General features: G+C 68.0%; 27 protein-coding genes. 12 read left to right on the forward strand and 15 right to left on the reverse strand.

Annotated features, from left to right (window positions below; all coding sequences use genetic code 11):
• Window positions 1-98: 98 nt before the first annotated feature.
• The 3 genes from CSW62_RS16585 to CSW62_RS16595 all read left to right on the forward strand — a co-directional run bounded on the left by CSW62_RS16585 (window position 99) and on the right by CSW62_RS16595 (window position 2,193).
• Window positions 99-950, forward strand: coding sequence for an ATP-binding protein (locus CSW62_RS16585; RefSeq protein ID WP_099579670.1), 852 nt, complete (start codon window positions 99-101; stop codon window positions 948-950).
• A gap of 107 nt (window positions 951-1,057) precedes the next feature.
• The gene (locus CSW62_RS16590; RefSeq protein WP_099579672.1) at window positions 1,058-1,447 is read left to right on the forward strand and encodes a VOC family protein; all 390 of its coding nucleotides are present in this window, start codon (window positions 1,058-1,060) and stop codon (window positions 1,445-1,447) included.
• Complete coding sequence (locus CSW62_RS16595) at window positions 1,444-2,193, forward strand: helix-turn-helix transcriptional regulator (protein ID WP_099579674.1); 750 nt, start codon at window positions 1,444-1,446, stop codon at window positions 2,191-2,193. Before CSW62_RS16590 ends, CSW62_RS16595 begins: the two co-directional genes overlap by 4 nt.
• A gap of 66 nt (window positions 2,194-2,259) precedes the next feature.
• Here the strand turns inward: CSW62_RS16595 and CSW62_RS16600 are convergent, their stop codons facing one another.
• The 4 genes from CSW62_RS16600 to serS all read right to left on the reverse strand — a co-directional run bounded on the left by CSW62_RS16600 (window position 2,260) and on the right by serS (window position 7,205).
• Window positions 2,260-4,176: a LysM peptidoglycan-binding domain-containing protein gene (locus CSW62_RS16600; protein ID WP_099579676.1), complete on the reverse strand. Its 1,917-nt coding sequence runs from the start codon at window positions 4,174-4,176 to the stop codon at window positions 2,260-2,262.
• A 94-nt stretch (window positions 4,177-4,270) separates the two neighbouring features.
• Window positions 4,271-4,936 carry a protein-L-isoaspartate(D-aspartate) O-methyltransferase gene (locus CSW62_RS16605; protein ID WP_099579678.1) on the reverse strand — a complete coding sequence of 222 codons (666 nt, stop codon included), beginning with the start codon at window positions 4,934-4,936 and terminating at the stop codon, window positions 4,271-4,273.
• Window positions 4,933-5,748, reverse strand: coding sequence for a 5'/3'-nucleotidase SurE (gene surE / locus CSW62_RS16610; protein ID WP_099579680.1), 816 nt, complete (start codon window positions 5,746-5,748; stop codon window positions 4,933-4,935). Before surE ends, CSW62_RS16605 begins: the two co-directional genes overlap by 4 nt.
• A gap of 161 nt (window positions 5,749-5,909) precedes the next feature.
• A complete protein-coding gene (gene serS / locus CSW62_RS16615) occupies window positions 5,910-7,205 on the reverse strand; it encodes a serine--tRNA ligase (protein ID WP_099579682.1) in 1,296 nt (431 codons plus the stop codon).
• 369 nt (window positions 7,206-7,574) lie between these two features.
• Between serS and CSW62_RS16620 the strand changes: the two genes are divergently transcribed.
• On the forward strand, window positions 7,575-8,030 hold the full coding sequence (locus tag CSW62_RS16620) for a UrcA family protein (protein ID WP_099579683.1): 456 nt from the start codon (window positions 7,575-7,577) through the stop codon (window positions 8,028-8,030).
• A 201-nt stretch (window positions 8,031-8,231) separates the two neighbouring features.
• Here CSW62_RS16620 and tatC read toward each other — a convergent pair whose 3' ends face one another.
• From tatC to tatA, 3 genes are all read right to left on the reverse strand, one after another.
• Window positions 8,232-9,140 carry a twin-arginine translocase subunit TatC gene (gene tatC / locus CSW62_RS16625; RefSeq protein ID WP_099579686.1) on the reverse strand — a complete coding sequence of 303 codons (909 nt, stop codon included), beginning with the start codon at window positions 9,138-9,140 and terminating at the stop codon, window positions 8,232-8,234.
• Window positions 9,137-9,727 carry a Sec-independent protein translocase protein TatB gene (tatB, locus tag CSW62_RS16630; RefSeq protein WP_099579688.1) on the reverse strand — a complete coding sequence of 197 codons (591 nt, stop codon included), beginning with the start codon at window positions 9,725-9,727 and terminating at the stop codon, window positions 9,137-9,139. The genes tatC and tatB overlap by 4 nt, the downstream gene beginning before the upstream one ends.
• 89 nt (window positions 9,728-9,816) lie before the next feature.
• Window positions 9,817-10,041, reverse strand: a complete 225-nt coding sequence (gene tatA / locus CSW62_RS16635; protein WP_099579690.1) for a twin-arginine translocase TatA/TatE family subunit — start codon at window positions 10,039-10,041, stop codon at window positions 9,817-9,819.
• 280 nt (window positions 10,042-10,321) lie between these two features.
• On the opposite strand from tatA, the gene CSW62_RS16640 reads away from it, so the two are divergent.
• The gene (locus CSW62_RS16640; protein ID WP_099579692.1) at window positions 10,322-10,633 is read left to right on the forward strand and encodes a hypothetical protein; all 312 of its coding nucleotides are present in this window, start codon (window positions 10,322-10,324) and stop codon (window positions 10,631-10,633) included.
• A 104-nt stretch (window positions 10,634-10,737) separates the two neighbouring features.
• Here the strand turns inward: CSW62_RS16640 and scpB are convergent, their stop codons facing one another.
• The 5 genes from scpB to CSW62_RS16665 all read right to left on the reverse strand — a co-directional run bounded on the left by scpB (window position 10,738) and on the right by CSW62_RS16665 (window position 15,433).
• On the reverse strand, window positions 10,738-11,409 hold the full coding sequence (gene scpB, locus CSW62_RS16645; RefSeq protein ID WP_099579694.1) for an SMC-Scp complex subunit ScpB: 672 nt from the start codon (window positions 11,407-11,409) through the stop codon (window positions 10,738-10,740).
• Window positions 11,406-12,230 carry a ScpA family protein gene (locus tag CSW62_RS16650; protein ID WP_099579696.1) on the reverse strand — a complete coding sequence of 275 codons (825 nt, stop codon included), beginning with the start codon at window positions 12,228-12,230 and terminating at the stop codon, window positions 11,406-11,408. Before CSW62_RS16650 ends, scpB begins: the two co-directional genes overlap by 4 nt.
• The gene (nagZ, locus tag CSW62_RS16655; RefSeq protein ID WP_099579698.1) at window positions 12,227-13,252 is read right to left on the reverse strand and encodes a beta-N-acetylhexosaminidase; all 1,026 of its coding nucleotides are present in this window, start codon (window positions 13,250-13,252) and stop codon (window positions 12,227-12,229) included. The genes CSW62_RS16650 and nagZ overlap by 4 nt, the downstream gene beginning before the upstream one ends.
• Before the next feature lie 29 nt (window positions 13,253-13,281).
• Window positions 13,282-14,067, reverse strand: coding sequence for an SPOR domain-containing protein (locus tag CSW62_RS16660; RefSeq protein WP_099579700.1), 786 nt, complete (start codon window positions 14,065-14,067; stop codon window positions 13,282-13,284).
• 181 nt (window positions 14,068-14,248) lie between these two features.
• Entirely contained in the window at window positions 14,249-15,433 is a 1,185-nt protein-coding gene (locus CSW62_RS16665) for a deoxyguanosinetriphosphate triphosphohydrolase (protein WP_099579702.1), read from the reverse strand.
• An 88-nt stretch (window positions 15,434-15,521) separates the two neighbouring features.
• Here CSW62_RS16665 and erpA point away from each other — a divergent pair, with 88 nt between their 5' ends.
• Entirely contained in the window at window positions 15,522-15,854 is a 333-nt protein-coding gene (erpA, locus tag CSW62_RS16670; RefSeq protein ID WP_099579704.1) for an iron-sulfur cluster insertion protein ErpA, read from the forward strand.
• A gap of 56 nt (window positions 15,855-15,910) precedes the next feature.
• Here erpA and CSW62_RS16675 read toward each other — a convergent pair whose 3' ends face one another.
• Entirely contained in the window at window positions 15,911-16,285 is a 375-nt protein-coding gene (locus tag CSW62_RS16675) for a hypothetical protein (RefSeq protein ID WP_099579706.1), read from the reverse strand.
• Here CSW62_RS16675 and xth point away from each other — a divergent pair.
• The 3 genes from xth (at window position 16,285) to CSW62_RS16690 (ending at window position 20,136) form a co-directional block, all read left to right on the forward strand.
• Window positions 16,285-17,073 carry an exodeoxyribonuclease III gene (gene xth, locus CSW62_RS16680; RefSeq protein ID WP_099579708.1) on the forward strand — a complete coding sequence of 263 codons (789 nt, stop codon included), beginning with the start codon at window positions 16,285-16,287 and terminating at the stop codon, window positions 17,071-17,073. The genes CSW62_RS16675 and xth overlap by 1 nt on opposite strands.
• Window positions 17,074-17,120: 47 nt before the next feature.
• A complete protein-coding gene (locus CSW62_RS16685) occupies window positions 17,121-18,053 on the forward strand; it encodes a hypothetical protein (protein ID WP_099579710.1) in 933 nt (310 codons plus the stop codon).
• A gap of 115 nt (window positions 18,054-18,168) precedes the next feature.
• Window positions 18,169-20,136, forward strand: coding sequence for a potassium transporter Kup (locus CSW62_RS16690; protein WP_099579712.1), 1,968 nt, complete (start codon window positions 18,169-18,171; stop codon window positions 20,134-20,136).
• Window positions 20,137-20,139: 3 nt separating this feature from the next.
• Here CSW62_RS16690 and CSW62_RS16695 read toward each other — a convergent pair whose 3' ends face one another.
• Entirely contained in the window at window positions 20,140-20,778 is a 639-nt protein-coding gene (locus CSW62_RS16695) for a LysE family translocator (protein ID WP_099579714.1), read from the reverse strand.
• A gap of 30 nt (window positions 20,779-20,808) precedes the next feature.
• Window positions 20,809-21,726 carry a Gfo/Idh/MocA family protein gene (locus tag CSW62_RS16700; RefSeq protein WP_099579716.1) on the reverse strand — a complete coding sequence of 306 codons (918 nt, stop codon included), beginning with the start codon at window positions 21,724-21,726 and terminating at the stop codon, window positions 20,809-20,811.
• 115 nt (window positions 21,727-21,841) lie between these two features.
• Here CSW62_RS16700 and CSW62_RS16705 point away from each other — a divergent pair, with 115 nt between their 5' ends.
• The 3 genes from CSW62_RS16705 to mdoH all read left to right on the forward strand — a co-directional run bounded on the left by CSW62_RS16705 (window position 21,842) and on the right by mdoH (window position 26,136).
• The gene (locus CSW62_RS16705) at window positions 21,842-22,867 is read left to right on the forward strand and encodes an NADP-dependent oxidoreductase (RefSeq protein ID WP_099579718.1); all 1,026 of its coding nucleotides are present in this window, start codon (window positions 21,842-21,844) and stop codon (window positions 22,865-22,867) included.
• A 53-nt stretch (window positions 22,868-22,920) separates the two neighbouring features.
• Window positions 22,921-23,772: a 3-deoxy-8-phosphooctulonate synthase gene (kdsA, locus tag CSW62_RS16710; protein ID WP_099579720.1), complete on the forward strand. Its 852-nt coding sequence runs from the start codon at window positions 22,921-22,923 to the stop codon at window positions 23,770-23,772.
• Between the two features lie 372 nt (window positions 23,773-24,144).
• Entirely contained in the window at window positions 24,145-26,136 is a 1,992-nt protein-coding gene (gene mdoH, locus CSW62_RS16715; protein WP_099579722.1) for a glucans biosynthesis glucosyltransferase MdoH, read from the forward strand.
• Window positions 26,137-26,162 lie beyond the last annotated feature (26 nt).

Consider the following 26,162-nt stretch of genomic DNA (forward strand, 5'->3'; position numbering starts at 1 on the left):
CAAAAAGAGACAAGCTCATAGGGTCGCGCCAAGTCGGCGGAAGCTATGCGTTCGCCTCCCCTTTTGCAATCCAAGCGCACCCGGTATGCAGCGTGCCCATGATAGACGCGCCAAATACCGGGCTTGCCCCCCTGCTCGCCCGCATCGCCGAAGCCCTGGAACGCCTGGCGCCGCCGCCCCGGCCCGCGCCGGACTTCTCGGCTGCGCGCCTGTTCCGGCACGAGTCCAAGGACGGCGCCTTCGTCCCGGCGGCCGACTATCCGCTGTCGCTGGACCTGCTGGTGGGAATCGACCGCCAGAAAAGCCGTTTCGTCGAGAACTTGCGCCGCTTCGCCCTGGGCGCACCCTGCAACCACGTGCTGCTGTGGGGCGTGCGCGGCACGGGAAAGAGCTCGGTGACCAAGGCCGCCTTCGTCAGCCTGGCCGACGAATACCCCGCCCTGAAGCTGATCGAGGTGGATCGCGACGAGGTTACGGCCCTGCCGCCACTGTTCGATCAACTCCGCACGCGTACGGAGCGGTTCGTGGTGCTGTGCGACGACCTCTCGTTCGAGGACGGCGCGGCCGCGGCCAAGGCGCTGAAGTCGGCCTTGGAGGGCGGCGTCTCGGGTCCGCCCGAGAACGTGCTGTTCGTGGCCACCTCGAACCGCCGCCACCTGATGCCGCGCGACCACGTCGAAAGCCAGGGCGCGATCGCCGCCGCCGAGAACGCCGAAGAAGAGATGAGCGTCTCCGACCGCTTCGGCCTGTGGATCGGCTTCCCGCCGATGGACCAGGACACCTACCTGGCCGCCATCCGCGGCTATGCCGAGCAGTTCGGCCTGGCCGCCCCCGATCTCGACCGCCGGGCTCTGCAGTGGTCGCAGCTGCGCGGGGCCCGCTCGGGCCGGGTGGCCTGGCAGTTCGTGCGGGACCTGGCGGGCGAGCAGGGCGTAAAGTTGCCCGGCTGAGCCGGGATGGCGCATGGCCGGTGATTTTTGGCGTTTTATCGCAAGCGCGCCAAACCGATCCGCGCTTAAGCTGACCTCTCCGATCCCAGGATCCAGGAGAGAGCGCCGTGCCAGCGACCTTCAGACACTTCGCCATCAACGCCGACGACACCGGCCGCGCCAAGACCTTCTACGAGGGCGTCTTCGGCTGGCGGTTCGACCCGTGGGGTCCGCCGGACTTCTATCAGGTCAGGAACGCCGGCAAGGGACTGCTTGGCGCCTTGCAGGGCCGCCGCGAGCTGATTCCGGGCGTGCGCATGGCCGGATTCGAAAACAGCTTCGGGGTCGCGGATCTAAAGGCGACCATCGCCGCCATCGAGGCCGGCGGCGGCAAGATCGTCATGCCGCCCTACCGCATCGAGGGCGTCGGCGAGCTGATCTATTTCGAGGACACCGAAGGCAACCTGGTCGGCGCCATGCAGTACGATCCGGGCGTCTTTCCCGAGACGCCGGAGTGAGCGACGGTTTCGACGTCCGCACCTACGCGGCGGGCCTTCACGCCGGGACGGTGTTGCCGGCCCACCGCCACGGTTGGGGTCAGCTGGTCTTCGCCGCCTCCGGCGTGATGCGGGTGGTCACCGACGACGCTACGTGGACGATCCCGCCGACGCGGGCGATCTGGGTTCCGGCTGGCGTGCGCCACGCCATCGCCGCCCGGGGCGAAGTGGCCATGCGCACGCTGTATATCGACCGCCCGCGCGCCGATCCGCTGCCGGTCGAGCCCTGTGTCATCGCCGTGGCCCCGTTGCTGCGTGAGCTGATCCTGCATGCGCTGACGGTCGGCATGCTGACCCCGGACCAGCCCCACCACGACCGTCTGGCCGGTCTGCTGATCGACCTCATCCTCCAGGCCCGCCCGGAAGACCTGGCTCTGCCCCTGCCCCGCGATCCGCGCGCCCTGCGGCTGGCTGAGGCGTGGCGCGACCATCCTGGCGACACGCGCGAACTGTCCCAGATCGCGCGGCAGTCCGGCGCCAGCCTGCGCACATTGCAGCGCCTCTTCCCGCGCGAGACGGGCCTGACCCTGGAGGCCTGGCGGCAGAAGGCGCGGCTGGTCCACGCCGTCGAACGCCTCTGCGCCGGCGCCGGCGTGACCGAGACCGCTCTGGACTGCGGCTATCGGAGCCCGGCCGCGTTCAGCGAGGCCTTTTCTCGCCAGTTCGGCGTCTCGCCCAGCCGCTTCGCGCCGCGCCGTCCGGCTTGAGGCGAATAGCCAAACGGCCCGCCTCCTTCAAAGCGGGCCGTCCAAGGTCTTAGTTATGGAGTTGCCTTAGCGCGGCAGCACCAGAGCCGGGTCGACCGGCTTGGCCTTGTCCTTGACCGTCGGCGCGTAGCGCATCTCGAAGTGCAGCTTGGACTCGTTGGTCCCGCCCGTGGCGCCGACCGCGCCCAGCTGCTCCCCCTGGCGCACGGCCTGGCGCATCTTGACGTTGATGCTGGAGAGGTGGGCGTAGGCCGTGACCCAGCCGTCGGCGTGCTTGACCAGCACCAGATTGCCGAAGGTCGGGACCTGGTTGCCGGCATAGGCCACTTCGCCATCGGCGGCGGAAAGCACCGGCGTGCCTTGCGCGGCGCGGATGTCCAGGCCGTCGTTGCGCTGGCCCGTGCCCTTGACGCCGAAGGTCGAGATGATCTCGCCGCGCACCGGCCAGGCGAACTTGCCCTTGCCCGAGGCGATGATCTCGGCCTCGGTCGGAGCGGCGCTGCTCTCGATGATCGGACGCGAGGACGGCGGCGGGCTGACCGGCTGGGCGGCGATCGGCGCGCTGGGGCGCGAATAGCTGTTGCCGCTGGGCTGGTAGGGCTGCGGGTTGGACGGCGTCGACGGCGCGGGCGCAGTGGCCGAGGGCGCCGAGCTGTCGACGCGGGCATAGGTGTTCGACGGCGTCGAAGGCGTAGGCGTCGGCTCGGGACGCTTCGCCACCGTGGTGGTCGTGGTCCGGATCGGGCCCTTGTCCTTGTAGCCGTCGGGCAGCAAGACCTTCTGGCCCTTCTTCACCGAGGCCGTGGCCCGCAGGTTGTTCTCCGACGCCAGTTCCTTGACGCTGACGCTGAAGCGCTTGGAGATGCCGGCCAGGGTGTCGCCGCTGACGGCCACATAGGCCTTCTGCGTCGTCGCCGGGCCCTTGATCTTGGCGCCCAGCTTCAGCGGCTTGTCGGCCTTCAGCTTGTTGTCGTCGGCCAGGTCGCTGACGCTGACGTCGAACTTGCGGGCGATGGCGGTCAGGGTGTCGCCCGACTTCACCGTGTGGATCTGGCGGGGGCCGGCGACGGTCGTGACCGAACCGGTAACGCTCAGCGTCGTGGTGCTGACGGGGCCCAGGTCGCCCGGCTCGGTCGGCGTCAACTGATTGGCGGGATGGAACAGTCCCGCGGCCGGACGCGACGGCGTCGCGGTCGTCGGACGGCTGGGGGTCGGCGGCTGCTGAGCCTCGGCGACGTTAGGCTGCGAGGCGGGCTGGCCGGCCAGAACCGTGGTCGTCTTGATCGGCCCTTTGTCCTTGTAGCCGTCCGGCAGGACCAGCTTCTGGCCCTTCTTGATCGCCGAATTGGCCTTCAGGTCGTTCTCGTCGGCCAGGGCCGCAGCGGTCACGTTGAAGCGCTTGGCGATGGCGAAGATGGTGTCGCCGGTCTGGACCACATAGGCCTTCTGGTCGTCCTTGGCCGGGCCCTTGATCTTCTGGCCGAGCTTCAGATTGTACGGCTTCTTGAGGTCGTTCAGCTCGACCAGCTCGGCGCGGGTCGCGCCGAAGCCGCGGGCGATGGCGTCCAGGGCGTCACCAGACTCGACGACGCGCACCTGCGGCTTGCCCGGAACATTGACCACCGGACCGATGACGGTGGTGGTGACGACGGTCTTCGGCGGGGCGGCGCGCAACACCGGCTGCGGCGCGGGCGTCGAGATCGTGGCTTGGGCGGGCGGCGGCAGTTCGGACTGGGTGACCGACGGCGCGGCCGAGGTCGAGATCGGCGTCGGGCGCGGCAGGGTCTCGCTCTGGCTCGGCGCGGTCGAGAACGTCTCCGACGCGGGCGTCGCCGTCGACGGGGCCGGCTGCGTGGCGGGCGGCTGGGTGATCGGGAAGTTCGGCGTGAAGCGTTGGCCCGCGGCCCGAGCGTCCTGCGCATGGGCGCCGAGCGTTCCAGCCGTCAGGGCGATCACCGCCGCGCGCGTCCACAACTGCCTCATAGCCTCTCCTTTCCCGCCGGAGCCACCAAAGGCCGCCGCCAGGGTAAACCAACCTTTAACACCAGAGGCCGCGAAACGCCGCGTCCTCCAACCTTCACTGATCCTTCGCGACGCCGGCCAGCAGGGGCACGAAACGCACGTCGCAGAGAATCTCGACCCGGAAGCCCCCTTTGCCGTCGCCGGCATAGCGGCGAAGGCTTTGAACTGGCCCCTTCCCCACCGGCGCGACCAGCACGCCGTTGGGCTTCAGCTGCGAAAGCAGCCGTTTCGGATCATCTTCGGCCGCCGCCGTGACCATAATACGGTCGAACGGCGCTTGTTCGGCCCAGCCCTCGCCGCCATCGCCGAACTTGGTGATGACATTGGTCAGGCCCAGCGTGTGGAAGCGGCTTTCCGCCTCCTTCATCAGGGTCCGGTAGCGCTCGATCGTGTAGACGAGGCGCGAGACCTTGCTGAGGATCGTGGTCTGGTAGCCCGAACCGGTGCCGATCTCCAACACCCGGCAACGCGGCTCGATCGTCAGGGCCTGGGTCATCAGGCCGACGATATAGGGCTGGCTGATGGTCTGGCCGCAGGCGATCGGCAGGGCCGAATCCTCCCACGAGCGGTCCTTGAACAGGTCCGGCGTGAACAGGTCGCGCGGCGTGGTCTCGATGGCCTTCAGCACCTGCTGATCGGTCACGCCCTGGTCGCGCAGGGCCTGCATCAGGCGCGGCAGGTCAGCCTTGGCGTTGTCGGCGGCCTTGGTCGTCCCGCTCATTCGCCCTCCCGGGAGGGGCTGGAGGCGTCCTTGAGCTTCGGCGGAGCGCCGCCCAGCACGCCCTTCAGCTTGTGGACGGTCTCGTTGTGCGTCAGGTCGATATGCAGCGGCGTGACCGAGATGCGGCCCGCATAGACCGCCTTCAGGTCAGTGCCGTCGGCAGGCTCGGAGGCCTTGGCCGAGAAGCCCATCCAGTAATAGTCGCGGCCGCGCAGGTCGGTGCGCTTGTCCATGTTGCGCAGCAGACCGTCGCGGAAGCCCTGGCGGGTGACCTCGACCTCGGTCACTTCGTCCGGCGTCACGGCCGGGAAGTTGACGTTCATGATCACGTCGGCCGGCCAGCCCACTTCCAGCAGGCGCTGGACGATGCCCGGACCGAAATGCTCGGCCGTCTCCCAATGGGCGACGACCTCGTGATGGAAGAAGTTCATCGTCTGCGACAGGGCGATCGAGCGGATGCCGTGGGCCATGCCCTCGATCGCGCCGGCGACCGTGCCCGACAGGGTGACGTCCTCGGCCAGGTTCTGGCCGCGGTTGACGCCCGACAGCACGAGATCCGGCGCGGGGCCGTCGATCAGCTGCTGCACGGCCATCATCACGCAGTCGGTCGGCGTTCCCTCGACGGCGAAGCGACGGTCATCCAGCTTCCGCACGCGGATCGGGTCCGAGAGCGTCAGGGCCCGGCTGGCGCCCGACTGCTCGTATTCCGGCGCGCAGATCCACACATCGTCGGTCAGGGCGCGGGCGATCTTCTCCAGGCTCACGAGGCCCGGCGCGTTGATGCCGTCGTCGTTGGTGAGGAGGATGCGCATGATCTAGCCCTCCCCCTCGATGGGGGAGGGTTGGGTGGGGGTGATGCGGCCGTGGTCGATCAACGACGACAACCGGCCAACCCCGACGAGGCTGAGAGGCCGAGACACCCCCATCCCTACCCTTCCCCCATCAAGGGGGAAGGACGTGTTTGAAGCGCTCCTCACGCAGCGCCTCCGATGTGGGTCAGCCCGCCCATATAGGGCTGCAGCGCCGCCGGGATGTGGATGCGGCCGGCCTCGTCCTGGTAGTTCTCCAGCACGGCCACCAGGGTGCGGCCGACGGCCAGGCCCGAGCCGTTCAGGGTGTGGACGAAGTGGCCGCCCTTCTCGCCGGTCTTGCGGAAGCGGGCGTCCATGCGGCGAGCCTGGAAGTCGCCGCAGTTCGAGCACGAGCTGATCTCGCGATACATGTTCTGCGACGGCAGCCAGACTTCCAGGTCGTAGGTCTTCTTCGCGCCAAAGCCCATGTCGCCGGTGCACAGCAGCATGGTGCGGAACGGCAGCTCCAGCTTCTTCAGCACCGCTTCGGCGCACTCGACCATGCGCTGGTGTTCGGCTTCCGATTGGTCGGGCGTGGTGATCGAGACCAGCTCGACCTTGTAGAACTGGTGCTGGCGGATCATGCCGCGGGTGTCGCGACCGGCCGACCCGGCCTCGGCGCGGAAGCTGGGCGTCAGCGCCGTCAGGCGCATCGGCAGCTCTTCCTCGGCCAGGATCTGCTCGCGGACGATGTTGGTTAGGGAGACTTCGGCGGTGGGGATTAGCCAGCGGTCGTCGCTGGTGTGGAACAGGTCGTCGGCGAACTTCGGCAGTTGCCCCGTGCCGAACAGCGCCTCGTCGCGCACCAGCAGGGGCGGACTGATCTCCGTGTAGCCATGCTCGACCGTCTGCAGGTCCAGCATGAACTGGCCGATGGCGCGCTCCAGGCGGGCGATCTCTTTCTTCAGGACCACGAAGCGCGCGCCGCTCATGCGGGCGGCGGCCTCGAAGTCCATGCCGCCCAGGGCCGCGCCCAGGTCGACGTGGTCCTTGGGCGCGTTCAGGCGACCGGCCGGCAGCTTGGCGGCGTCGCCCCAGCGGCGTTCCTCGACATTGCCGTGCTCGTCCTCGCCGGCGGGCACTTCCGGAGCCGGGATATTGGGCAGGCTGGCCAGCAGGTCCTTCAGCTTGCCGCCGACCAGGGCCTCTTCTTCCGACGCGGTCGCCATGACGCCCTTGAGCGCCTCGACCTCGGCCATCAGGCGCGCGGCTTCGGCCTCGTCCTTCTTGGCCTTGGCCATGCCGATCAGCTTGGAGCTTTCGTTGCGCTTGGCCTGGGCCTCCTGCAGCGCGGTCTGGGCCGCGCGCAGTTGGGCGTCCAGCTTGACCGCCTGCGCGGCGTCGCCCGACCGCCCCTTGGCCGACCAAGCGGCTTCGAAGACTTCGGGGTTTTCGCGGATGGCCTTGATGTCGTGCATCGAACGCAAGCTCGGGAGATGGGCGATGGAGAAACGCCCTCTCTAAGGCGCGTCGGCGGGGGCGCCAAGCTTTCCGGACGGGCGGGCGACCTGCCCACGGCTTCGTGATCCCGAGCCAGGGCGGCCAGGACAACCCCGCATTGCGCGAAATCGTCGAAATTCGAAAGATGCGACCGGATGACGCAGGGCTGAAAAGCGTCTTTCACCCCGTTTTTACGCAAAACGGCACGAACGACCCAACTGTTAACGGAAATTAGCCAGGCTTTGTCACCCGGACTTAATTCCGATCGCCGACAAGCCGCGTCAATTCAGTACGCGTCTTTTTCCGCGCCGCACCGGCCGCCCGATCATTCCAAGGAATTTGAAATCATGAAGACCTTCGCCGCTTTCGCCGCCCTCGCCATCGCCGCCGTCGTCGCCGCTCCGGCCGGCGCCAAGACCGCCACCGAAGTCCGCGTGTCGCTGATCGGCAAGAACTCGGTCCAGATCGAAAACGAAATCAAGACCGCCGCGACCACCGTCTGCGGCGCCGCCGACGCGGCCTGCGTCGAAAACGCCATGATGGTCGCCCACCGCCAGCTGGCCTCGATCATGCGCGCCCGCGTCGCCGGCAAGCCGGCCGCCGTCGAGACCGTCTCGGTCGTCCGCATCTCGCTGAAGGGCAAGACCCAGGAGCAGATCCACGCCGAAATCCGCAGCGCCGCCCAGACGGTCTGCAAGGCCCAGGGCCCGAACTTCAGCGTCGTGAACTACTCGGCTTGCGTGGCCGACACCGTTCGTGCCGCCAAGGCCCAGCTGCAAGCCCGCGTCGGCGCCGCCGCCTAAGGCTTAGGTTCTAAGCGAAAAAAGAAGGGCCCCGCGGTTCAGCCGCGGGGCCCTTTTTTATGTCTCGACCTCTAACGCCCCTCCCCTTGATGGGGAGGGGTAGGGGTGGGGTGACCGGGCGGTCGATGCCGAGCGCCGTAGCCAACTCAGCGGGTCACCCCCATCCCTGCCCTTCCCCCATCAAGGGGGAAGGAGAATACCTTAAACCGCCACCACGTCCGTGCCGGCTTCCTCGTCGTCTTCCCGCTTGCGGCGGCGTTCGATCAGCCACACGCACCAGATCGAGATCTCGTAGAGCAGGCACAGCGGCACCGCGAGGGTGATCTGGCTGATCGGATCCGGCGGGGTGACAATGGCGGCCACCACGAACACGCCGACGATGGCGTAGCGGCGGCCCGTCCGCAGCATCTGCGAGGTGACCAGACCCGCCAGGCCGCCCAGCGACAGCACCACCGGCAGCTGGAAGCTGAGGCCGAAGGCCAAGAGCAGGGTCGTGACCAGGGTCAGGTACTCCGAGACCCGCGTCTGCAAGACCACCTTCACGCCATCGCCGACGATCTGCTGGCTCAGGGAGAACCACAGAACGAACGGCAACATCACATAATAGACCAGCGACGCACCCAGCAGGAACAGCACGGGCGAGGCGATCAGGAACGGCAGGAACGCGTTGCGCTCCTTCTTGTAGAGGCCCGGCGCGACGAAGCGGTACAGCTGCCAGGCGATGATCGGGAAAGCCACGACGACGGCCGCGAACGCCGACAGCTTGATGTTGGTGAAGAACTGCTCCAGCGGCGCGGTGGCCTGCAGGGTGATGTCCTTCAGGGCGGCGGGCGGCACGTGCTTGATGCCGATCAGGGCCAGGATCAGGTCGAACGAGCCGTGGTGGCCGCTCGCGTCCTGCACGGCCTTGAGGCCCTCGGCGACGGTGAACGGCCGGACCAGGAACAGGAAGATCGGCTTCACGAACGCGAAACAGACGCCGAAGGCGATGGCGATCGCGCCAACGCAGATGATCAGGCGGGTGCGCAGCTCGATCAGGTGATCCAGAAGCGGCGCGCGCGAGGACTCGATCTCGTCCTCGTTGTCATATCCGATGGCCTTGTCGTTCACGAGACGATGTCCGAAGCGGTGGAGCCGCCGGCCTTGGCCGCGCGCTTACGCGGCGCGCGGACGGCCTTGGGGGCCTCGACCGTGATGTCTTTCTTGGAGGCCGCACGCTTGCGCGGAGCCTTGACCGTTTCGACCGGCGTGGGCTCGGCGACCGCGACGGCAGTCTTTTTGCGCGGCGCGCGCTTGGGCTTCTCGACGATCTCGACGCCCGGCACGGGAACCGCGTTGTCGGCGTTCAGGGCCGGATTGTGGATCTCGCCGCCCGCATAGGGGTGCATCTGGGTCGCGCCGCTGGACAGCGAGGCGTCGATGTCGGCGAAGACCTGATCGACGTGCGGGTCGGCGGCCGGCGTCGGCGTGGCGAACTGGCCCGAGCGCATGGCCTGCACTTCACGGCGCAGCTCGTCCAGTTCGGACTGGCGCGCCATCTCGTCGAAGCTGGCGCGGAATTCCGACGCCATGCCCCGCATCCGGCCCACGAACTGGCCCAGTTTGCGCAGCAGCGCGGGCAAATCCTTGGGACCGACCACGATCAAAGCGACGGCGGCGATGACCAGGAGTTCTGTGCCGCCGATATCAGGAAGCATTGACGCGCCTCGGAACGGCGGAGCCCGGAAGCTCCCCGCGTGATTGGACAGACGCGCGCGAAGAACCCCTCCCCGCGCGCTTCAGGGTCTTAAGACTTGCGAAGCTCTTCGGCTTCCTGCTCGGTGCGCGGCAGGGCGCCCTTGGACTTGTTGTCGGCGACTTCGCTGCTGGTGTCGTCCTTCAGGCCGTCCTTGAACGCGCGAATGCCCTTGGCCGCGTCGCCCATGATGCCCGACAGCTTGCCGCGGCCGCCGAACAGCAACAGCACCACGACGGCGACGATGATCCAGTGGATCGGACCGAGACTTCCCATAATCGAGACTCCTTGCGACAGCGCCAGATAGCCGCTGCGACGCGTCGTTACAACATGCCTGGGAATATAGGCGCTCACGGGGCCGGCGACCATGGTTCGCTACAGGCGGGCGAGGTCGCGGCGTCCAGGCAGCCTCGTGGGCAGGTTCTGCTCGGCGAAGTTGACCGAGCGGTCACGCTCTGCCCGCGCCCTTACCCGCTAAGGATTTGTAAAGCCTGGCTTCCCGCGCGTGGCCTACGCCTTGCACACAGTGTCGCACCCTCCAGTTCGAGCGCGCGTCATGTCCATTTCGTCCATCGGTTCGTCCAGCTACGCCGGCGCCTACAGCGGCATCAGCGCCAGCACGTCATCGCCCGTCGGCGAGACGTCGGCCAAGGACGACTTCCTGAAATACCAGGCGATGACCCCGGCCCAGAAGATGCGGGCCATGATGCTGTCCAAGCTGGGCGTCACCGAGGAGCAGGTGAAGGCCATGAGCCCCGAGGATCGGGCCAAGATCGAGCAAAAGCTCAAGGACATGATCAAGCAGCAGGTCCAGAACGATCCGGACAAGAAGGGTCAGAAGGGTCTCGTCGCCGACATCATGGCGTAGGGCCCGCCCTCGCCCTTCGACAGGCTCAGGGTGAGGACTACTTTTGACGGCGGTTTGGCAGAAACCTCACCCTGAGCCTGTCGAAGGGCGAGGTTTCGGTCCCTCTAGCTTTCCGCCTTCTCCGGCTCGCCCAGGAAGTCCTGGGCGAATTCCGGCGTTTCGCCGTCGTCCAGGTCCAGTGGATCCTCGTCGTCGGTGCGCAAGCCCAGCGGATCGGGCACGGTGAAGCCCGGCGGCAGGTTCATTTCCAGCAGACCGGCGGCCTTCATCTCGGCGATGCCGGGCAGGTCCGACAGCGCGGCCAGGCCGTAGTGCTCCAGGAACGCGTCTGTCGTCCCGAACGTCACCGGACGGCCCGGCGTGCGCCGACGGCCGCGCATGCGGATCAGGCCCAGCTCCAGCAGCACGTCCAGCGTGCCCCGGCTGGCCTGCACCCCGCGCACGGCCTCGATCTCGGCCCGGGTGACGGGCTGGTGATAGGCGACGATGGCCAGGGTCTCCTGGGCGGCCTTGGACAGGCGCCGCGGCTCCTCGCGCTCCTCGGTCATCAGGAACGACAGGTCGCTCGCCGTCTGGAACCGCCAGCGATCGGCCACGCAGACCAGCTCGATCCCCCGCCCCTCATAGCGCGCCCGCAGGGCTTCGAGCCCAGCGGCGATGTCGGCCCCCGCCGGCAGCCGCTTGGCCAGGTCGACGTCGCTGAGCGGCTCGGCCGCCGCGAACAGCAGGGCCTCGATGCAGCGCTCGACGAAAAGGGGTTCGAGTTCGACGGTCACTCGCTAACCTCCAACGGCTCCGCCCTGGTCCGCAAGTAGATGTCCTCGAACGCCCCCATCTGCCGCGCCTCCAGAATCCCCTCCTTCACCAGCTCCAGCGAAGCCGACAGGGTCGAGGCCAGGTACGAGGCGGGCGTGGGGCCATCGTCGTCCTCCAGCGCCCGCTCGATCGGGGCGACGGTGGAGAGGACGGTCCAGTCCTCCATCTTCGGCAGCAGGCTACGCAGGCGGTCGCGGGCGTCTTCCAGCGGGTAGGCGGTCGGCGGGCGCGGGGCGTAGTGGCGGCTGTGCTCGCGCTTGCGCTGGGTGATGTAGGCGCTCATCAGGCTGTAGAGGTCGCCCTCCAGCCGGGTCGAGGAGACGATCTTCACCGCCTCGGGATCGCCGCGCATGAACACGTCGCGGCCCAGGATAGGGCGTTCCTTCAGCGCCTCGACGGCCTTGCGCATGACGTCCAGCTTGGCGAGGCGGAAGGCCAGCTGGGCGGCCATTTCCTCGGCTGGCGGCTCCTCGGCCTTGGCGCGCTCGGGCTTGGGCAGCAGCAGGCGGGATTTCAGATAGGCCAGCCAGGCGGCCATGACCAGATAGTCGGCGGCCAGCGAGAACCGCACGCGGCGCGCCTGCTGCACGAAGGCCAGGTACTGCTCGGCCAGCTTGGTGATCGACAGCTGCAGCAGGTCGACCTTCTGGCTGCGCGCCAGGGCCAGCAGAACGTGCAGCGGACCTTCATAGCCGTCGATGTCGATGACCAGCGCCGCGCCGTCTTCGGCCGCCTCGTTGGCGGCCTCGAAGTCGAAGGTGGGCTGGAAGCCCGTGCTCAAGCGTATTTGCCGTCGAAGGCGGCGTCGAAGCGGGCGCGGGCCTCGGCCACGTCGAAGGGCTCGGGAACCTTGACCAGGCGGCCCATGACGGCCTGAGCCCGGCGGCGGGCCTCCTTGCCCAGGCGGCCGACGCCGGACATCACGGCCTTCATCTCGGCCATGTCGCCATTGCAGTGCAGGACGACGTCGCAGCCGGCCGACAGGCTGTCCTTGGCCCGTTGCTTGAAGTCGCCGCTCAGCGCCTTCATCGACAGGTCGTCGCTCATCAGAAGTCCGTCGAAGCCGATGGATTCGCGAATGATCTTCTTGATGACCTTCTTCGACGTGGTGGCCGGACGGTTGCGGTCGATGGCCGTGTAGACGACGTGGGCGGTCATCGCCATCGGCATGTCGGACAGCACCCGGAACGGCGCGAAGTCGCGGATTTCCAGCTCCAGCAGCTTGGCCTTCACGACCGGCAGCTCCAGGTGGCTGTCGCTCAGGGCGCGGCCGTGGCCGGGGATGTGCTTGATGATCGGCAGGACGCCGCCGGCCAGCAGGCCTTCGGCGGCCGCGCGGCCCAGGGTCGCCACCTGCTCGGGTGTATCGCCATAGGCGCGGTCGCCGATGATCTCGTGGCCATTGGGGTCCGGCACGTCCAGCACCGGCACGCAGTCGACATTGATCCCGATCGACCGCAGGTCATGAGCGATCAGGCGCGAGCCCAGGCGGGTGATCTCGCGCGCCGTCAGCGGATCATTGGCCACCAGCTCGCCATAGGCGCGACCGGGGGGATAGACGCGCCAGTGCGGCGGCTGCAGGCGGGCGACGCGGCCGCCCTCCTGATCGATCAGGATCGGAGCGTCGTCACGGCCGACCGTAGCGCGCAAGGCGGCGGTCAGCGCCCTCACCTGCTCCGGATCGGCGATGTTGCGCTTGAACAGGATGAAGCCCCACGGCTTCACGTCCCGGAAGAAGGCGACCTCTTCGGCCGTCAGCGTGGTCCCGGCGCAGCCCAGGATAGCGGCGGAAGAGGTGCTCAAGCGCCCAGATTCCTTACTCTAATAAGCCCTTACTTCACGAAGCAGGACTTGCCCGAGGCCGAGATCGCCTCGCAGAAGGCCTTGGCGGCCTCGCGGGTGGCGAAGCCGGTCACCGAGGTGCGGTAGAGCGTCGTGCCGTTCTTGTCGATCGCCTCGACCTTCTTGCCCTTGCCGGCGGCCAGGCCCGGGGCCAGGCGGGTGGCGTCGGTCCAGGCCTTGTCGGCCAGGGCCGGCGACGACAGGGCGCCGATCTGCACGACGGCCGGACCGCCCGATGCGGCGGCCGAGGTCACGGCGACCGGCTTGGCGGGCGTGGCGGCGGCCAGTTGCACAGGCTTGGGCGCCGGCTTCTGGGCGGCGGCGGTCGCCAGGGATTCGATGGTGGGGGCCGGCTGCGTCGCGGTCGGCGCGGGCTTGGCGGCCGGCAGGGCGGCGGTCTGCACCGGGGTGCTGGCGACCGGCGCGGCCGGACGCGCCTGCGGCGCCTCGGGCGGCGCGGCGAATGTCGCCGAGGGCTGCGGGTCCTCGTTGTGATAGATTTGCAGGCCCGCGGCGGGATCCTGCGGCTGGCTGCCGGCCGGCGGCGGGGTCTTCATCTGGGCCACTTCGGTCCCGACAGCCTGCGGCGGCTCGTTCGGATTCCGCACGCCGCCGCGATAGACCAGGATCACCCCGACGACGAGCGTCACCAGCACCACCGCGCTGATGATCAGGGTCATGGGCAGCGGGCGCGCGCCTCGCACGGGCTGACGCGCGTCGAAGGACAACGGCGCGTCGGTGGGCGGCGTATAGGCCCCGCGGTGCGGATCGGACATCTCGGCTAGGCTCCAGATACTCTTGGGCGTCCAAACAGGGTCGCACAGGTCGAACGCATCGAATCAGACGCGCGCGACCCCAGGTTACCCTTCGCCGGCCCGTCCCAGAAGCGTCCGCCCCGCTCAGGTGGCAGACGATAGGCCGCTCGCGTCCCCGGTCTGAGTCTCTGAACCTTACGGTCTAGTTCCAGACGTCGAGGTGGAACAGCTTTCGGTGTTCTTCTATCGCGAAGCGGTCGGTCATGCCCGCGATGTAGTCGCAGACGACGCGGGCGCGGCCGGCTTCGTCGCGGTTCTGCGACTTGGCGAACCAGACGGTCGGCAGGACCTCCGGCTCCTTGAGGAATAGCGTGAACATTTCGCCCAGAATACGGCGAGCCTGGCTGCGCGTGCGGTTGACGCGCCAGTGGCGGTACATGCGCTCGTGCAGGAAGGCGCGCAGGCGGGCCAGATCCTCGGCCATGTCCGGCGAGAAGGCGACCAGGGCGTGGTCCAGGGCGCGGACGTCGTCGGCCGACGCCACGCCGGTGGCCGCCGCGCGCTGCAGGGTTTCGCCCATCACGTCGTCGATCATCGCGCCGATCATCCGGCGGATGGCTTCCAGGTGGGTCAGGCGCGGATCGAGGTCGGGGCGCTCGCTCTTCACGGCCGCCAGGATCGGGCCGATCAGCGGCACGTCCATCAGTTCGTCCAGGGTGAACAGGCCCGCGGTGACGCCGTCGTCGACGTCGTGATTGTTGTAGGCGATGTCGTCGGCCAGGGCCGCGACCTGCGCCTCGGCCGACGCCCAGGTGTTCAGGCCGAGGTCGTACTCGGCGTCGTACTTCTGGATCGCCTTCCAAGAGGGCTTGCCCAGCTTGTTGGTGACCGGGCCGTTGTGCTTGATGATCCCTTCCAGAGTCTCCCAGGTCAGGTTCAGGCCCAGGAAATCCGGATAGCGGTGCTCCAGCTCGGTCACGACCCGGAAGGTCTGGACGTTGTGGTCGAAGCCGCCGAAGGCCTTCATCTGCAGTTCGAGTTCGTCCTCGCCGGCGTGGCCGAACGGCGGGTGGCCGATGTCATGGCCCAGGGCGATGGTCTCGGCCAGATCGCTGTCCAGACCCAAAGCCGTGGCCAGCGAGCGCGCCACCTGCGCCACTTCCAGCGAGTGCGTCAGGCGCGTGCGGAAGTTGTCGCCCTCGTGCGCCACGAAGACCTGGGTCTTTTCCTTCAACCGGCGGAAGGCCGAGGTGTGAATGATGCGGTCGCGGTCGCGCGCGAAGGGCGTGCGCGTGCGGCTCTCGTCTTCCTTGAACCGGCGGCCCCGAGACTTGAACGGATCTTCGGCGTAGGGCGCGCGCGGGACGAAGTACGGGGTCGAGGTCATGAACCGCCTTTATCGCGTTGGACGATTTGGCCCCTTCCGTAGAGGCCGCGTCACCCTCATATAGGCCTGAGGTGAGTTTTCCACAGACATGACCCAAGTAGACTTAACGCTTTCCGAAAACGCCGCGCGTCGGATCAAGGCCATCGCCGCCAGCGAGGGCCGTCCCCTGATGCTGCGCGTCGCCGTCGATGGCGGCGGCTGCTCCGGCTTCCAGTACCGTTTCGACCTGGTCGACGCCGTCGAGGACGATGACCTGAAGGTCGAGCGCGACGACGCCGTGGCGCTGGTCGACGTCGTCTCCATGGCCTTGCTGAAGGGTTCGGAGATCGACTTCGTTGACGAACTGGCCGGGGCGGAGTTCCGCGTTCGCAACCCGAACGCCAAGTCCAGCTGCGGCTGCGGCGTCAGCTTCTCGATTTAGCAAGCGCCTTCAGGCGAAGCGGACTCCGGTTCGCCGCCCGGAAGGCGCGCCAAGACCTAAGCCGGCACGAACTGCAGCAGGGTCAGCGTCAGCGCGCCCCAGGCCAGCGGCGCGGCCATGGCGGCCCAGGCGAAGGGCATTTGCCCCTTGCGCCACAGGATCCAGCCGGCCAGCGGCGACAGCAGGCACACCGCCCAGAACAGCGCGCCGAACACAAAACCCAGCCACGCGATCGGGTTCAGCATATTGCCCGCCCGGTCGAAGACCAGCGGCGTGAAGATGGCCAGGATCGCGCCGATCGCGGCGAAGGCCAGGCATGCGCCGGTGGCCAGCACCATGAGCGCGAGCTGTCTTCGATCGATTGGCTTGCCAGCTGACTTGAGCGCGACCTTCATGGGCTCTAGCCTCCCGCCGCAGTCTGGAGCCGTCAATGCGTATCGCCACTTGGAACGTCAATTCGATCAACGCTCGCCTGGAAGGCGTGCTGGCGTGGTTCGAATCGGAAGCGCCGGACGTGGCCGTGCTGCAGGAGATCAAGTGCGTCGACGAGAAGTTCCCGACCGAAGCCTTCGAGCGGCTGGGCTACAACGTCGTCGTCCACGGCCAGAAGACCTATAACGGCGTCGCCCTGCTCTCGAAGTTCCCGCTGGAGGACGTCCGCAAGGGCCTGCCGTTCCTGTCCGAAGACGAGGTCGACGAGCAGTCGCGCTATGTCGAGGCGGTGATCGCCGCGCCGGTCCCGTTCCGGGTGGTCGGAATCTATCTGCCCAACGGCAATCCGATCGGGACAGAGAAATTCGACTACAAACTGGCCTGGATGCGGCGGCTGCACGCCCACGCGGCGAGCCTGCTGGCCTTCGAGGAGCCGCTGGTGATCCTGGGCGACTACAACGTCATTCCCGAAGCCGAGGACGTGGCCAATCCGGAAGCCTGGCTGGGCGACGCCCTGTTCCAGCCCGAGAGCCGCGGCGCATTCCGGGCGCTGAAGAACCTGGGCTTCACCGACGCCTACATGCAGGTCGACGGCGCGCCGGGCGGCTACACCTTCTGGGACTATCAGGCCGGCGCCTGGCCCCGGAACCTGGGGATTCGCATCGACCACCTGCTGTGCTCGCCCCAGGCGGTCGACCGCCTGACGCAGGTCGTGATCCACCGTGACGAGCGCGACAAGGAAAAGCCGTCCGACCACGTGCCGGTCGTCGGCCACTTCCGCGACTAAGAGCCCCTCTGTCCGGGAATCAGGACTCTCGCTAGCCTGGCTTCACTATGAGCGAACTCGCGCGTCTTCTGCTGTTCGTGGCCATCGCCGGCTCGGCGGTGACGTTCCTGGGCAGCCTGGCCATCTGGTACGGCGATGAGGACCGGCGTCTGCGCCGGGCCCTGCGCCATGTGCTGAAAAGCGATCCCGAAGGCTTCGTCGTGGCGCGCGGCCGGGGTCGCGGCGCGGGCTTCTCGTTCTCGACCAACCTCCTGGCTGTGGCCTGGGACCGCGGAGCCTGGTGCCTGATCTATCGCCTGGAAGAGCTGATGGGCGCCGAGCTGCTGGTCGACGGCCAGGTGATGGGCCGCGTCTTCCGGGGCGAAGGCCGCCGGGCGATCGACCATGTCGCGCCCCAGGCCCAGTCGGTCACCCTGCGCCTGATCTTCGACGATCCGCGCCATCCCGACTTCGCCCTCGAACTCTGGGCGCCCGGCGACGAACAGCGCCGCGAAAGCCGCTCGCCCGGCGAACTGATGCAGGAGGCCAACCGCTGGCTGGCCCGCTGCGAGGCCATTGTCCGCCGCCCGCTGCCGCCACGCCCGACCCAGCCAACGGCCGCGCCCGTCGTGGCCGCCCGTCCCGCGCCGATCCCCGAGCCCGTCGACTATGAGGACGAGGACGAAGACGACGATTTCCGCCCGCCCCCGCCCCTGCCCGACACCCCGCCGCCCTTGGCGCGCCGCTCGTCGTTCGACGGCGCTTCGCGCGCCGCGCCGGCGCGCCCCGTCTCCCGCCCGATGGCTGCTCCGCCCCCGTCCTCCGCGCCTAAACCCGCCGCCGAGCCCGACATGTTCGAGGATCCGCCTTGGGATGACGATCAGGACGGCGAGCCCTACGCCCCCCCGCCGACGCCGACGCCGACCTACAAGCCCGTCTCCAAGGCGCGACGCGAGACGCCGACCGACCAGGACGAGCTGCCGTTCGATCTGGACGACTGATCACGCTTGCGGGAATGGTGACACCGATCCGTCGCTTTTCGATTGCTGCGACGCGGGGACGGGCGTAAAGCGCCGCCGCCGGACGTGAGCCGGCGCATCGGAGCCTCGAGCTTACATGGCGGGCAAAGCACCCCTCGCCGACACAGCCTCCTCGACCCCCACAACTCAAGCTTCCAACCACGGCCACGCGACGTCGCGTTTCTGGCCGTTGGCGCTGGGCAGCGTGGGCGTCGTTTTCGGCGACATCGGCACCAGCCCACTCTACGCCTTCCGCGATGCGCTGGAGGAAGCCGCGCGCGACGGCCTGGTGCGCCCCGAGATCATGGGCGTGCTGTCGCTGGCCCTGTGGGCGCTGATCCTGGTCGTGACGGTCAAGTACGTCCTGTTCCTGATGCGCGCCTCGAACAAGGGCGAAGGCGGGGTGCTGTCGCTGATGGCTCTTGCCCAGCAAGGCGCCAAGGGCCGCACCGGCGTGATCTTCGCCCTCGGGGCCATCGGCGCGGCGCTGTTCTACGGCGACGGCGTGATCACCCCGGCTATCTCGGTGCTGTCGGCGGTCGAGGGCCTGAAGTCAGTGCGCGGCTTCGCCGGCTGGTTCGACACCCAGGAGGTGATCGTCACCAGTCTGGTGATCCTGACCGCCCTCTTCGCCTTCCAGGCCAAGGGCACGGCCAAGGTGGCCGGCATCTTCGGCCCAATCATGGTCTGCTGGTTCCTGTGCCTGGGCGCCCTGGGCGTCTGGCACATCAAGGATGATCCCAGCGTGCTGGGGGCGATCTCGCCGACCTACGCCATCTATTTCCTGGCCCATCACGGGATGACCGGCTTCCTGGTTATGGGCGCGGTATTCCTGACCGTCACCGGGGCCGAGGCCCTGACCGCCGACATGGGTCACTTCGGCCGCGGCCCGATCCAGATGTCGTGGTTCACCCTGGCCCTGCCTATGCTGGCCCTGAACTATTTCGGCCAGGCCGCGCTGGCCTCCCAGGCCCTGACCGCCGCCGAGGCTGCGGGAACGCCCCTGCCGAACGCCGACTGGTTCTTCCAGTTGGCGCCGCACCAGTGGCGGCTGGCCCTGGTGCTGTTCTCGGGCGTCGCCACGGTCATCGCCAGCCAGGCGGTGATCACGGGCGCCTTCTCGCTGACCCAGCAGGCCATCCAGCTGGGCCTGCTGCCGCGCATGGACATCAAGATCACCTCGACCACCGAGGCCGGCCAGATCTATGTCGCGCCGATCAACTGGCTGCTGTTCGTCGGCGTCGTGCTGGTGGTGCTGTCGTTCCGCTCGTCCAGCGCGCTGTCGCACGCCTACGGCATCTCGGTGACCGGTACGATGGTGGTCACCACCCTGCTGGCCTACATCGTCGTGCGCCACGTCTGGAACTGGAGCCTGTGGGCGTCCCTGGCGCTGATCGTGCCGCTGTTCGCCCTGGACCTGACCTTCTTCGTCGCCAATCTGCTGAAGGTGCTGACCGGCGGCTGGGCGCCGCTGGCCCTGGGCGCGGGCCTGTGTCTGCTGATGTCGATCTTCGTCAGCGCCACCGAGCGCCTGCGCACCAAGCTCAACAAGGACGGTCTGCCGTTCGCCGACTTCCGCGAGATGATCGCCCGCCGCCCGGCTGCCGCGACGCCCGGCACGGCCGTCTATCTGACCTCGGACCCCGAGACGACGCCGCCGGCCCTGATGCACAGCCTCAAGCACTTCAAGGTCCTGCACGAGCGCAACGTGCTGCTGAAGGTCGTCAACGAGACCACGCCCTACGTGCCGGACGACCAGCGTATCGAGACCAAGACCCTCGACGACCGCTTCTCGCTGGTCACCGTGCGCTACGGCTACATGGAGAGCCCGAACATCCCGCAGGCCCTGGCGGCCTGCCGCAAGCACGGGCTGAAGTTCGACATCATGAGCACGTCGTTCTTCGTCAGCCGCCGCACGATCGTGCCGTCGGTGGCGCCGGACGCCCTGCCCGCCTGGAAGCGCAAGCTCTTCACCTTCCTGACCCGCAACGCCGCCGACCCCACCACCTTCTTCCACCTGCCGCCGGGACGGGTGGTGGAGCTGGGGGCTCAGGTCAGCCTGTAGGGTTCAGCGCCGGGTCTCGAAGGCGATCCAGACGGCGGTCGCCAGCAGGGCGACCGCGAAGGCCCGCCGCGCCCGGATGCTGTCGCCGATGGCCGCGAAACGTCGCGCCAGGCTGTCGGAAGACAGGACTATGGTCCCGTGGACGGCGATGCTGACCAGGATATGGGTCGCGCCGAGGATCAGCGCCTGCAGCACGGGCGACGCGTGCCCCGCCTGGATGAAGCCCGGCAGCAGGGTGACGTAGAAGAGCGCGGCCTTGGGATTGAGCAGGTTTGCCAGCAGACCTTTTCGGTAAAGCGTCCAATCGCTTGCCTGTCGCGGCGCGACCTCGGCCGCCTCGCCGCCGCGCCAGGTGTCGACCGCCAGCCAGAGGATGTAGGCCACCCCGGCCCAGCGTAGCAGCTGGTAGAGCGAACGATTGACCCGCAGAACCTCCGTCACGCCCGCCACCGAGGCCAGCATGTAGAAGAGCAGGCCGGACGTGATCCCGGCCACGGTCACGAAGCCCGCGCGACGCCCCTCGACGGCCGACAGACCGGCCAGATAGCCCATGTTCGGGCCGGGGGTCAGTTCGACGAGGACAACCGCGACCAGGAACGGGACGATCGCGCCGGGATCAACCGGCCAGGCCTGGTGCGACAAGGTCCTCTCCCAAGGGGCGCGCGGATCGCGTTACCCCTCGACAGCCTGCTCCACCGCCAAGGCCAGGTCCAGCGCCCGCGAAGCCTCCTCCCCCGTCACCACCGGACGCGGGGCCTCGCCACGCACGGCCGCGAGGAAGCCGGCGACCGACAGGCCCAGGGGATCCTTGCCGGCCGGGGTCTCGGTGAAGTTCTCGATCAGCGGGAATGGCGTGGTGTTGCGGAAGGTGCGCGCCAGGAAGTCGATCTCGACCTCGCCCGAGGGGTAGGCGACCTTCATGGTCCGCTCACGGGCCTCGGCGACGCGCGAGCTGTCGAACACGGCGATGAAGCCGTTCTCGAACATCGCTTCGACCTTCACCCAGTCCAGCGACGACGAGCGGGTGATCGCGCCTTCGCCGTCCACCGTCATCGGCTGGGCCTCGCAGATCGCCAGGGCCAGGTCGATATCGTGGATCATCAGGTCCAGCACCACCGAGACGTCGAGATTGCGATCCGAGGGCACGCCCCGTCGCACGGCCTCCAAACGCAGCGGCTGCTCGGGAATGTCCAGCAGGCCCATGGCCTGGAACACCACCCGCTCCTGGTGACCGCAGGCCAAGGGGACCCCAGCCTTGGCGGCGGCGGCGACCATCCGGTCGGCGTCTTCGGGCGTCACCGCCAGCGGTTTTTCGGAATAGACCGGCTTGCCCGCCTTCAGCGCCTTCAGCGCCGCTTTGGCGTGGTGGACGGCGGGCGTGGCGACCGTGACCACGTCGACCGCCGCCAGGAAAGCGTCCATGTCGTCGAAGCCTTGGGCGCCCAGCGGCTCGGCCAGGGCCTGGGCGCGCGTCAGGTCGATGTCGAACACGCCGACCAGGGTCACGCCCTCCAGCTCGGCGTACTTCTTGGCGTGATAGCCGCCGAACACTCCGGCGCCGACGACGCCTGCTCTTAGAGTTTGGGTCATGGCCCGCTGTCTACTCCGCTTCGGCGACGCTTAGAAGCACTGGAGCCTTGCGTAAGGACGCGCTAAACATTCGTTTGAATTAGCAACACTGGCCATGAGCCAGGGAGGAACGACCATGACCACCTCGCGCGAAATCCGCCTGAAGAGCCGTCCCGTGGGCGTGCCCAAGGTCTCCGACTTCGACCTGGCCACGGTCGAACTGGCCGCGCCGGGCGACGGCGAGATCCAGGTCAAGAACCTGTGGATGTCGGTCGACCCCTATATGCGCGGCCGCATGTACGACCGTCCCAGCTACGTCCCGCCGTTCCAGATCGGCCAGGCCCTGCAGGGCGGCGCGATCGGCGAGGTCGTCACCTCGAACGATCCGGACTTCAAGCCGGGCGACATCGTCAATTCGATGTTCGGCTGGCGCGAGGCCTTCAACGCCAATCCCAAGGCTCTGGCCGCCGCCGGCATGGGCGCGATCACCAAGGTCGACACCCAGGGCGTGCCGCCCCAGGCCTTCCTCGGCGTGGCCGGCATGCCGGGCCTGACCGCCTATGTCGGCCTGCTGCGCGTCGCCGCGCTGAAGGACGGTGACGTGGTGTTCGTCTCGGCCGCCGCCGGCGCGGTGGGCTCGATCGTCTGCCAGATCGCCAAGCTGAAGGGCCACACCGTGATCGGCTCGGCCGGCGGCCCCGAGAAGACCGCGTTCCTCAAGTCGATCGGCGTGGACCACGTCATCGACTACAAGGCCACGCCCGACGTGGTGGCCGAACTGGCCAAGGTCGCCCCCAAGGGCATCGACGTCTATTTCGAGAACGTCGGCGGCATCCACCTCGAGGCGGCCATCAACTCGGCACGCCCCTTCGCCCGCTTCGCCCTGTGCGGGATGATCTCGCAATATAACGAGACCGGTAAGGCCGAAGGCCCGTCCAACATCATCCTGGCCGTCGGCAAGAGCCTGCGGCTGGAGGGCTTCATCGTCTCCAACCACTACGACCTCTATCCGCAGTTCGCCAAGGACATGGGCGAGTGGATCAAGTCCGGCAAGATCACCTGGAAGGAGACCGTCGAGGACGGCGTCGAGCGCGCGCCGGACGCGTTCATCAAGCTGTTCTCGGGTGAAAACATGGGCAAGATGCTGGTCAAGCTGGGCTAGTTCTCGCCATCGCCTGGGGGTAGATGACGCGCATCTGCCCCCAGGAGTCTCCCATGCCCGTCGCCCACCTCAAGCGCTGGAACATCTCGATCGGCGACGGCCAGCCTCTGGCCGTGATCGCCGGCCTGAACGTGCTGGAGAACCTGGACCTGGCCCTGGAGGTCGGTCGCGAGCTGAAGGCGACCTGCGCCGATCTCGGCCTGCCCTATATTTTCAAGGCCAGCTTCGACAAGGCCAACCGCTCGTCGATCAAGAGCTATCGCGGCCCGGGCTTGGCCGAGGGCCTGCAAATGCTGGCCGAGGTCAAGCGGCAGCTGAACGTGCCGATCGCCACCGACCTGCACGAAGTCGACCAGGCCGAGCCGGTCGCCGCCGTCGCCGACCTTGTCCAGATCCCCGCCTTCCTGGTGCGCCAGACCGACCTGATCGTCGCCGCCGCCAAGGCCACCGCCGCCCAGCAAGGCATCATGCACGCCAAGAAGGCGCAGTTCATCGCGCCCTGGGACTGCAAGAACATCATCAGCAAGGCCCGCGAAGCCGCCCCGGACCTGGAAATCGTGCTGTGCGAGCGCGGCGCCTCGTTCGGCTATAACAATCTGGTGGTCGACATGCTGGGCATCGCCGAGATGCAGGCCCTGGGCGTGCCCGTGTCGATTGACGCCACCCACGCCGTGCAGTTGCCGGGCGCGGACCCGCGCACGGGCGGCGCCTCGACCGGCGGCCGCCGCTCGGGCGTGCCGATCATCGCCAAGGCGGCGGTGGCGGCCGGCGCGGACGCGGTGTTCCTGGAATTCCACCCCGATCCCGACAAGGCCCTGTGCGACGGCCCCAGCTGCCTGCCGCTGGACGGCGCGGCGGCGCTGCTGAAGACGCTGAAAGCCCTGCATGGGGCGGTGCGCGCCTAGGCTCGCGGCTCCGTGATCGCGCGTGAGAATTCGGCTTTCCCGATCCGAAATCACGCGCGACACGTCAGCCTTTGGCGGGCAAATCGGCGCTCCTAAGCGCTCGCGCCAGGCGGGAACGTGAAGAGGCGTGTGGCCAAGCTTTGCGATCCATTTCGACTTATCGAGTTTAAGTCGCCACCATCAAGGTCTTGCCAATTCAATAGCTTATGTAAACTCCCTCAGCAGGCGAGCGGTCGCAACCCAGGTCGCCGAGGATGTTTTTTCTCGCACCTGCGAAAATCACGTGATTTCCGGTAGCGAATTTGTGATCGAAGTTTTACTCTAGGGGAAGTCGGCGGGTCTCCGCGCCGAAACAGCCCGAGATTTCAAGACATGAGCGACCGCTCCAGCCTCTTCGACGTGCGCTCCTCCACGAGCGTGACCCTCGATCAGGTCGTTCGCCGTGACTCGGTGGAAATTCCCGCCGAGGCGCCGCTGGCCATGCCGGTCCAGCCGCTGGGCTTCTGGCAGGGCGGCTCGCGCCGCGCCACCGCTCTTGCGGCCAACATGACCGTGCGCCGCTGGGTCGTGGCCCTGGCCACGATCGCCATGGGCTTCGCGGGCTGGAAGGCCACGTTCGACACCATCGCCCTGGGCGGCGTGACCCGCCTGGAAGGCGTGGTTCTGACCCTGCTGGCCCCGCTGTTCCTGGCCCTGTCGCTGTGGTTCTGCACCGCCGTCGCCGGCTTCGTGATCCTGCTGGGCAAGCCCAAGGATCCGCTCGGCATCGACGGCGAGGCCCCGATGCCCAAGCTGCACACGCGTACGGCCATCCTTATGCCCGTCCACAACGAGGACGCCGCCGGCGTCTTCGCCCGCCTGCGCGCCATGGACGCCTCGATCGCCGAAACGGGCATGAGCCGCCAGTTCGACATCTTCGTGCTCAGCGACACGCGTGACGCCCAGGTGGCCCTCGCTGAGCAGGCCTGCTTCGCCCGCTTCCGCCGCGAGGCGCACAGCAACGTCTTCTACCGCGTCCGCAAGGAAAACACGGGTCGCAAGGCCGGCAATGTCGCCGACTGGGTGCGCCGTTGGGGCAGCGCCTACGAGCACATGCTGGTGCTGGACGCCGACAGCCTGATGACCGGCGAGGCCATGGTCCGCCTGGCCGACGCCATGGAGCGTCACCCCGGCGCCGGCTTGATCCAGACCATGCCGATGATCATCAACGGCCAGACGATCTTCGCCCGCACCCTGCAGTTCGCCACGCGCCTGTACGGCCGCGTCGCCTGGACGGGCCTGGCCTGGTGGTCGGGTTCGGAGAGCTCCTTCTGGGGCCACAACGCCATTGTCCGCACGCGCGCCTTCGCCGAGACCTGCGGCCTGCCGCACCTGGCCGGTCCCAAGCCGTTCGGCGGCGAGGTGATGAGCCACGACGCCCTGGAAAGCGCCCTGCTGCGCCGCGGCGGCTGGAGCGTCCACCTGGCGCCCTATCTGGAAGGCTCGTACGAGGAGAGCCCCTCGAACCTGCTGGACTTCGCCACCCGCGACCGCCGCTGGTGCCGGGGCAACGTCCAGCACGTGCCGCTGGTCGCCCTGCCCGGCCTGCATTGGATGAGCCGCATGCACCTGGTGATCGGCGTGCTGAGCTACGCCCTGTCGCCGCTGTGGTTCATCGCCCTGACGGCCGGTATCACCTCGCGCGCCCTGATGCCCGAGCTGAAGAAGGCGGCCTTCACCATGGCCGACCTGCAGGCCGCCGCCCACGCCCTGATCGACTGGCGCGAGATCCAGGCCACCGCCTGGGCCATGATCATCACCTTCCTGCTGCTGTTCGGGCCCAAGATCATGGGCTCGATCCTGGTCTTTAGCCGCAAGGCCGAGATCAAGGGCTTCGGCGGCAAGCGCCGCGTCGCCGCCGGCCTGGCCGTCGAGATGCTGCTCTCGGCCCTGGTGGCCCCGATGCTGATGTTCACCCAGACTCGCGCCATCGTGGAAATCCTGGCCGGCAAGGTCGGGGGCTGGGCCACCCAGCGCCGCGACGCCGACAAGGTCGCCTTCAAGGAAGCCTCGGCCGCCATGGGCTGGATCAGCGTCACGGGCCTGGTTCTGGGCGGCGTGTTCTGGTTCACCCCGGACCTGTTCACCTCGACCGCTCCGATCCTGCTGGGCCTGGTTCTGGCCGTGCCGCTGACCATGCTGGGCGCCAACAAGATCGCCGGCCTGAAGGTCAAGACCAACGGCCTGTTCATGACCCCGGAAGAGCGCCGTCCGCCGGCCATCGTCCGCGCGGCCCTCGGAACCGCCTGCGAGCCGCCGATCCGCTGGTTCGCCCGCGACGGTCGCCCGATCGGCCCGACCACCCGGGTCCGCGACGCCGCCTGATCCACTGTTCGAACACGAACCAGAGC

Origin of the sequence: Caulobacter sp. FWC2 (genome assembly GCF_002742625.1) — a bacterium.
Classification (GTDB): Bacteria; Pseudomonadota; Alphaproteobacteria; order Caulobacterales; family Caulobacteraceae; genus Caulobacter.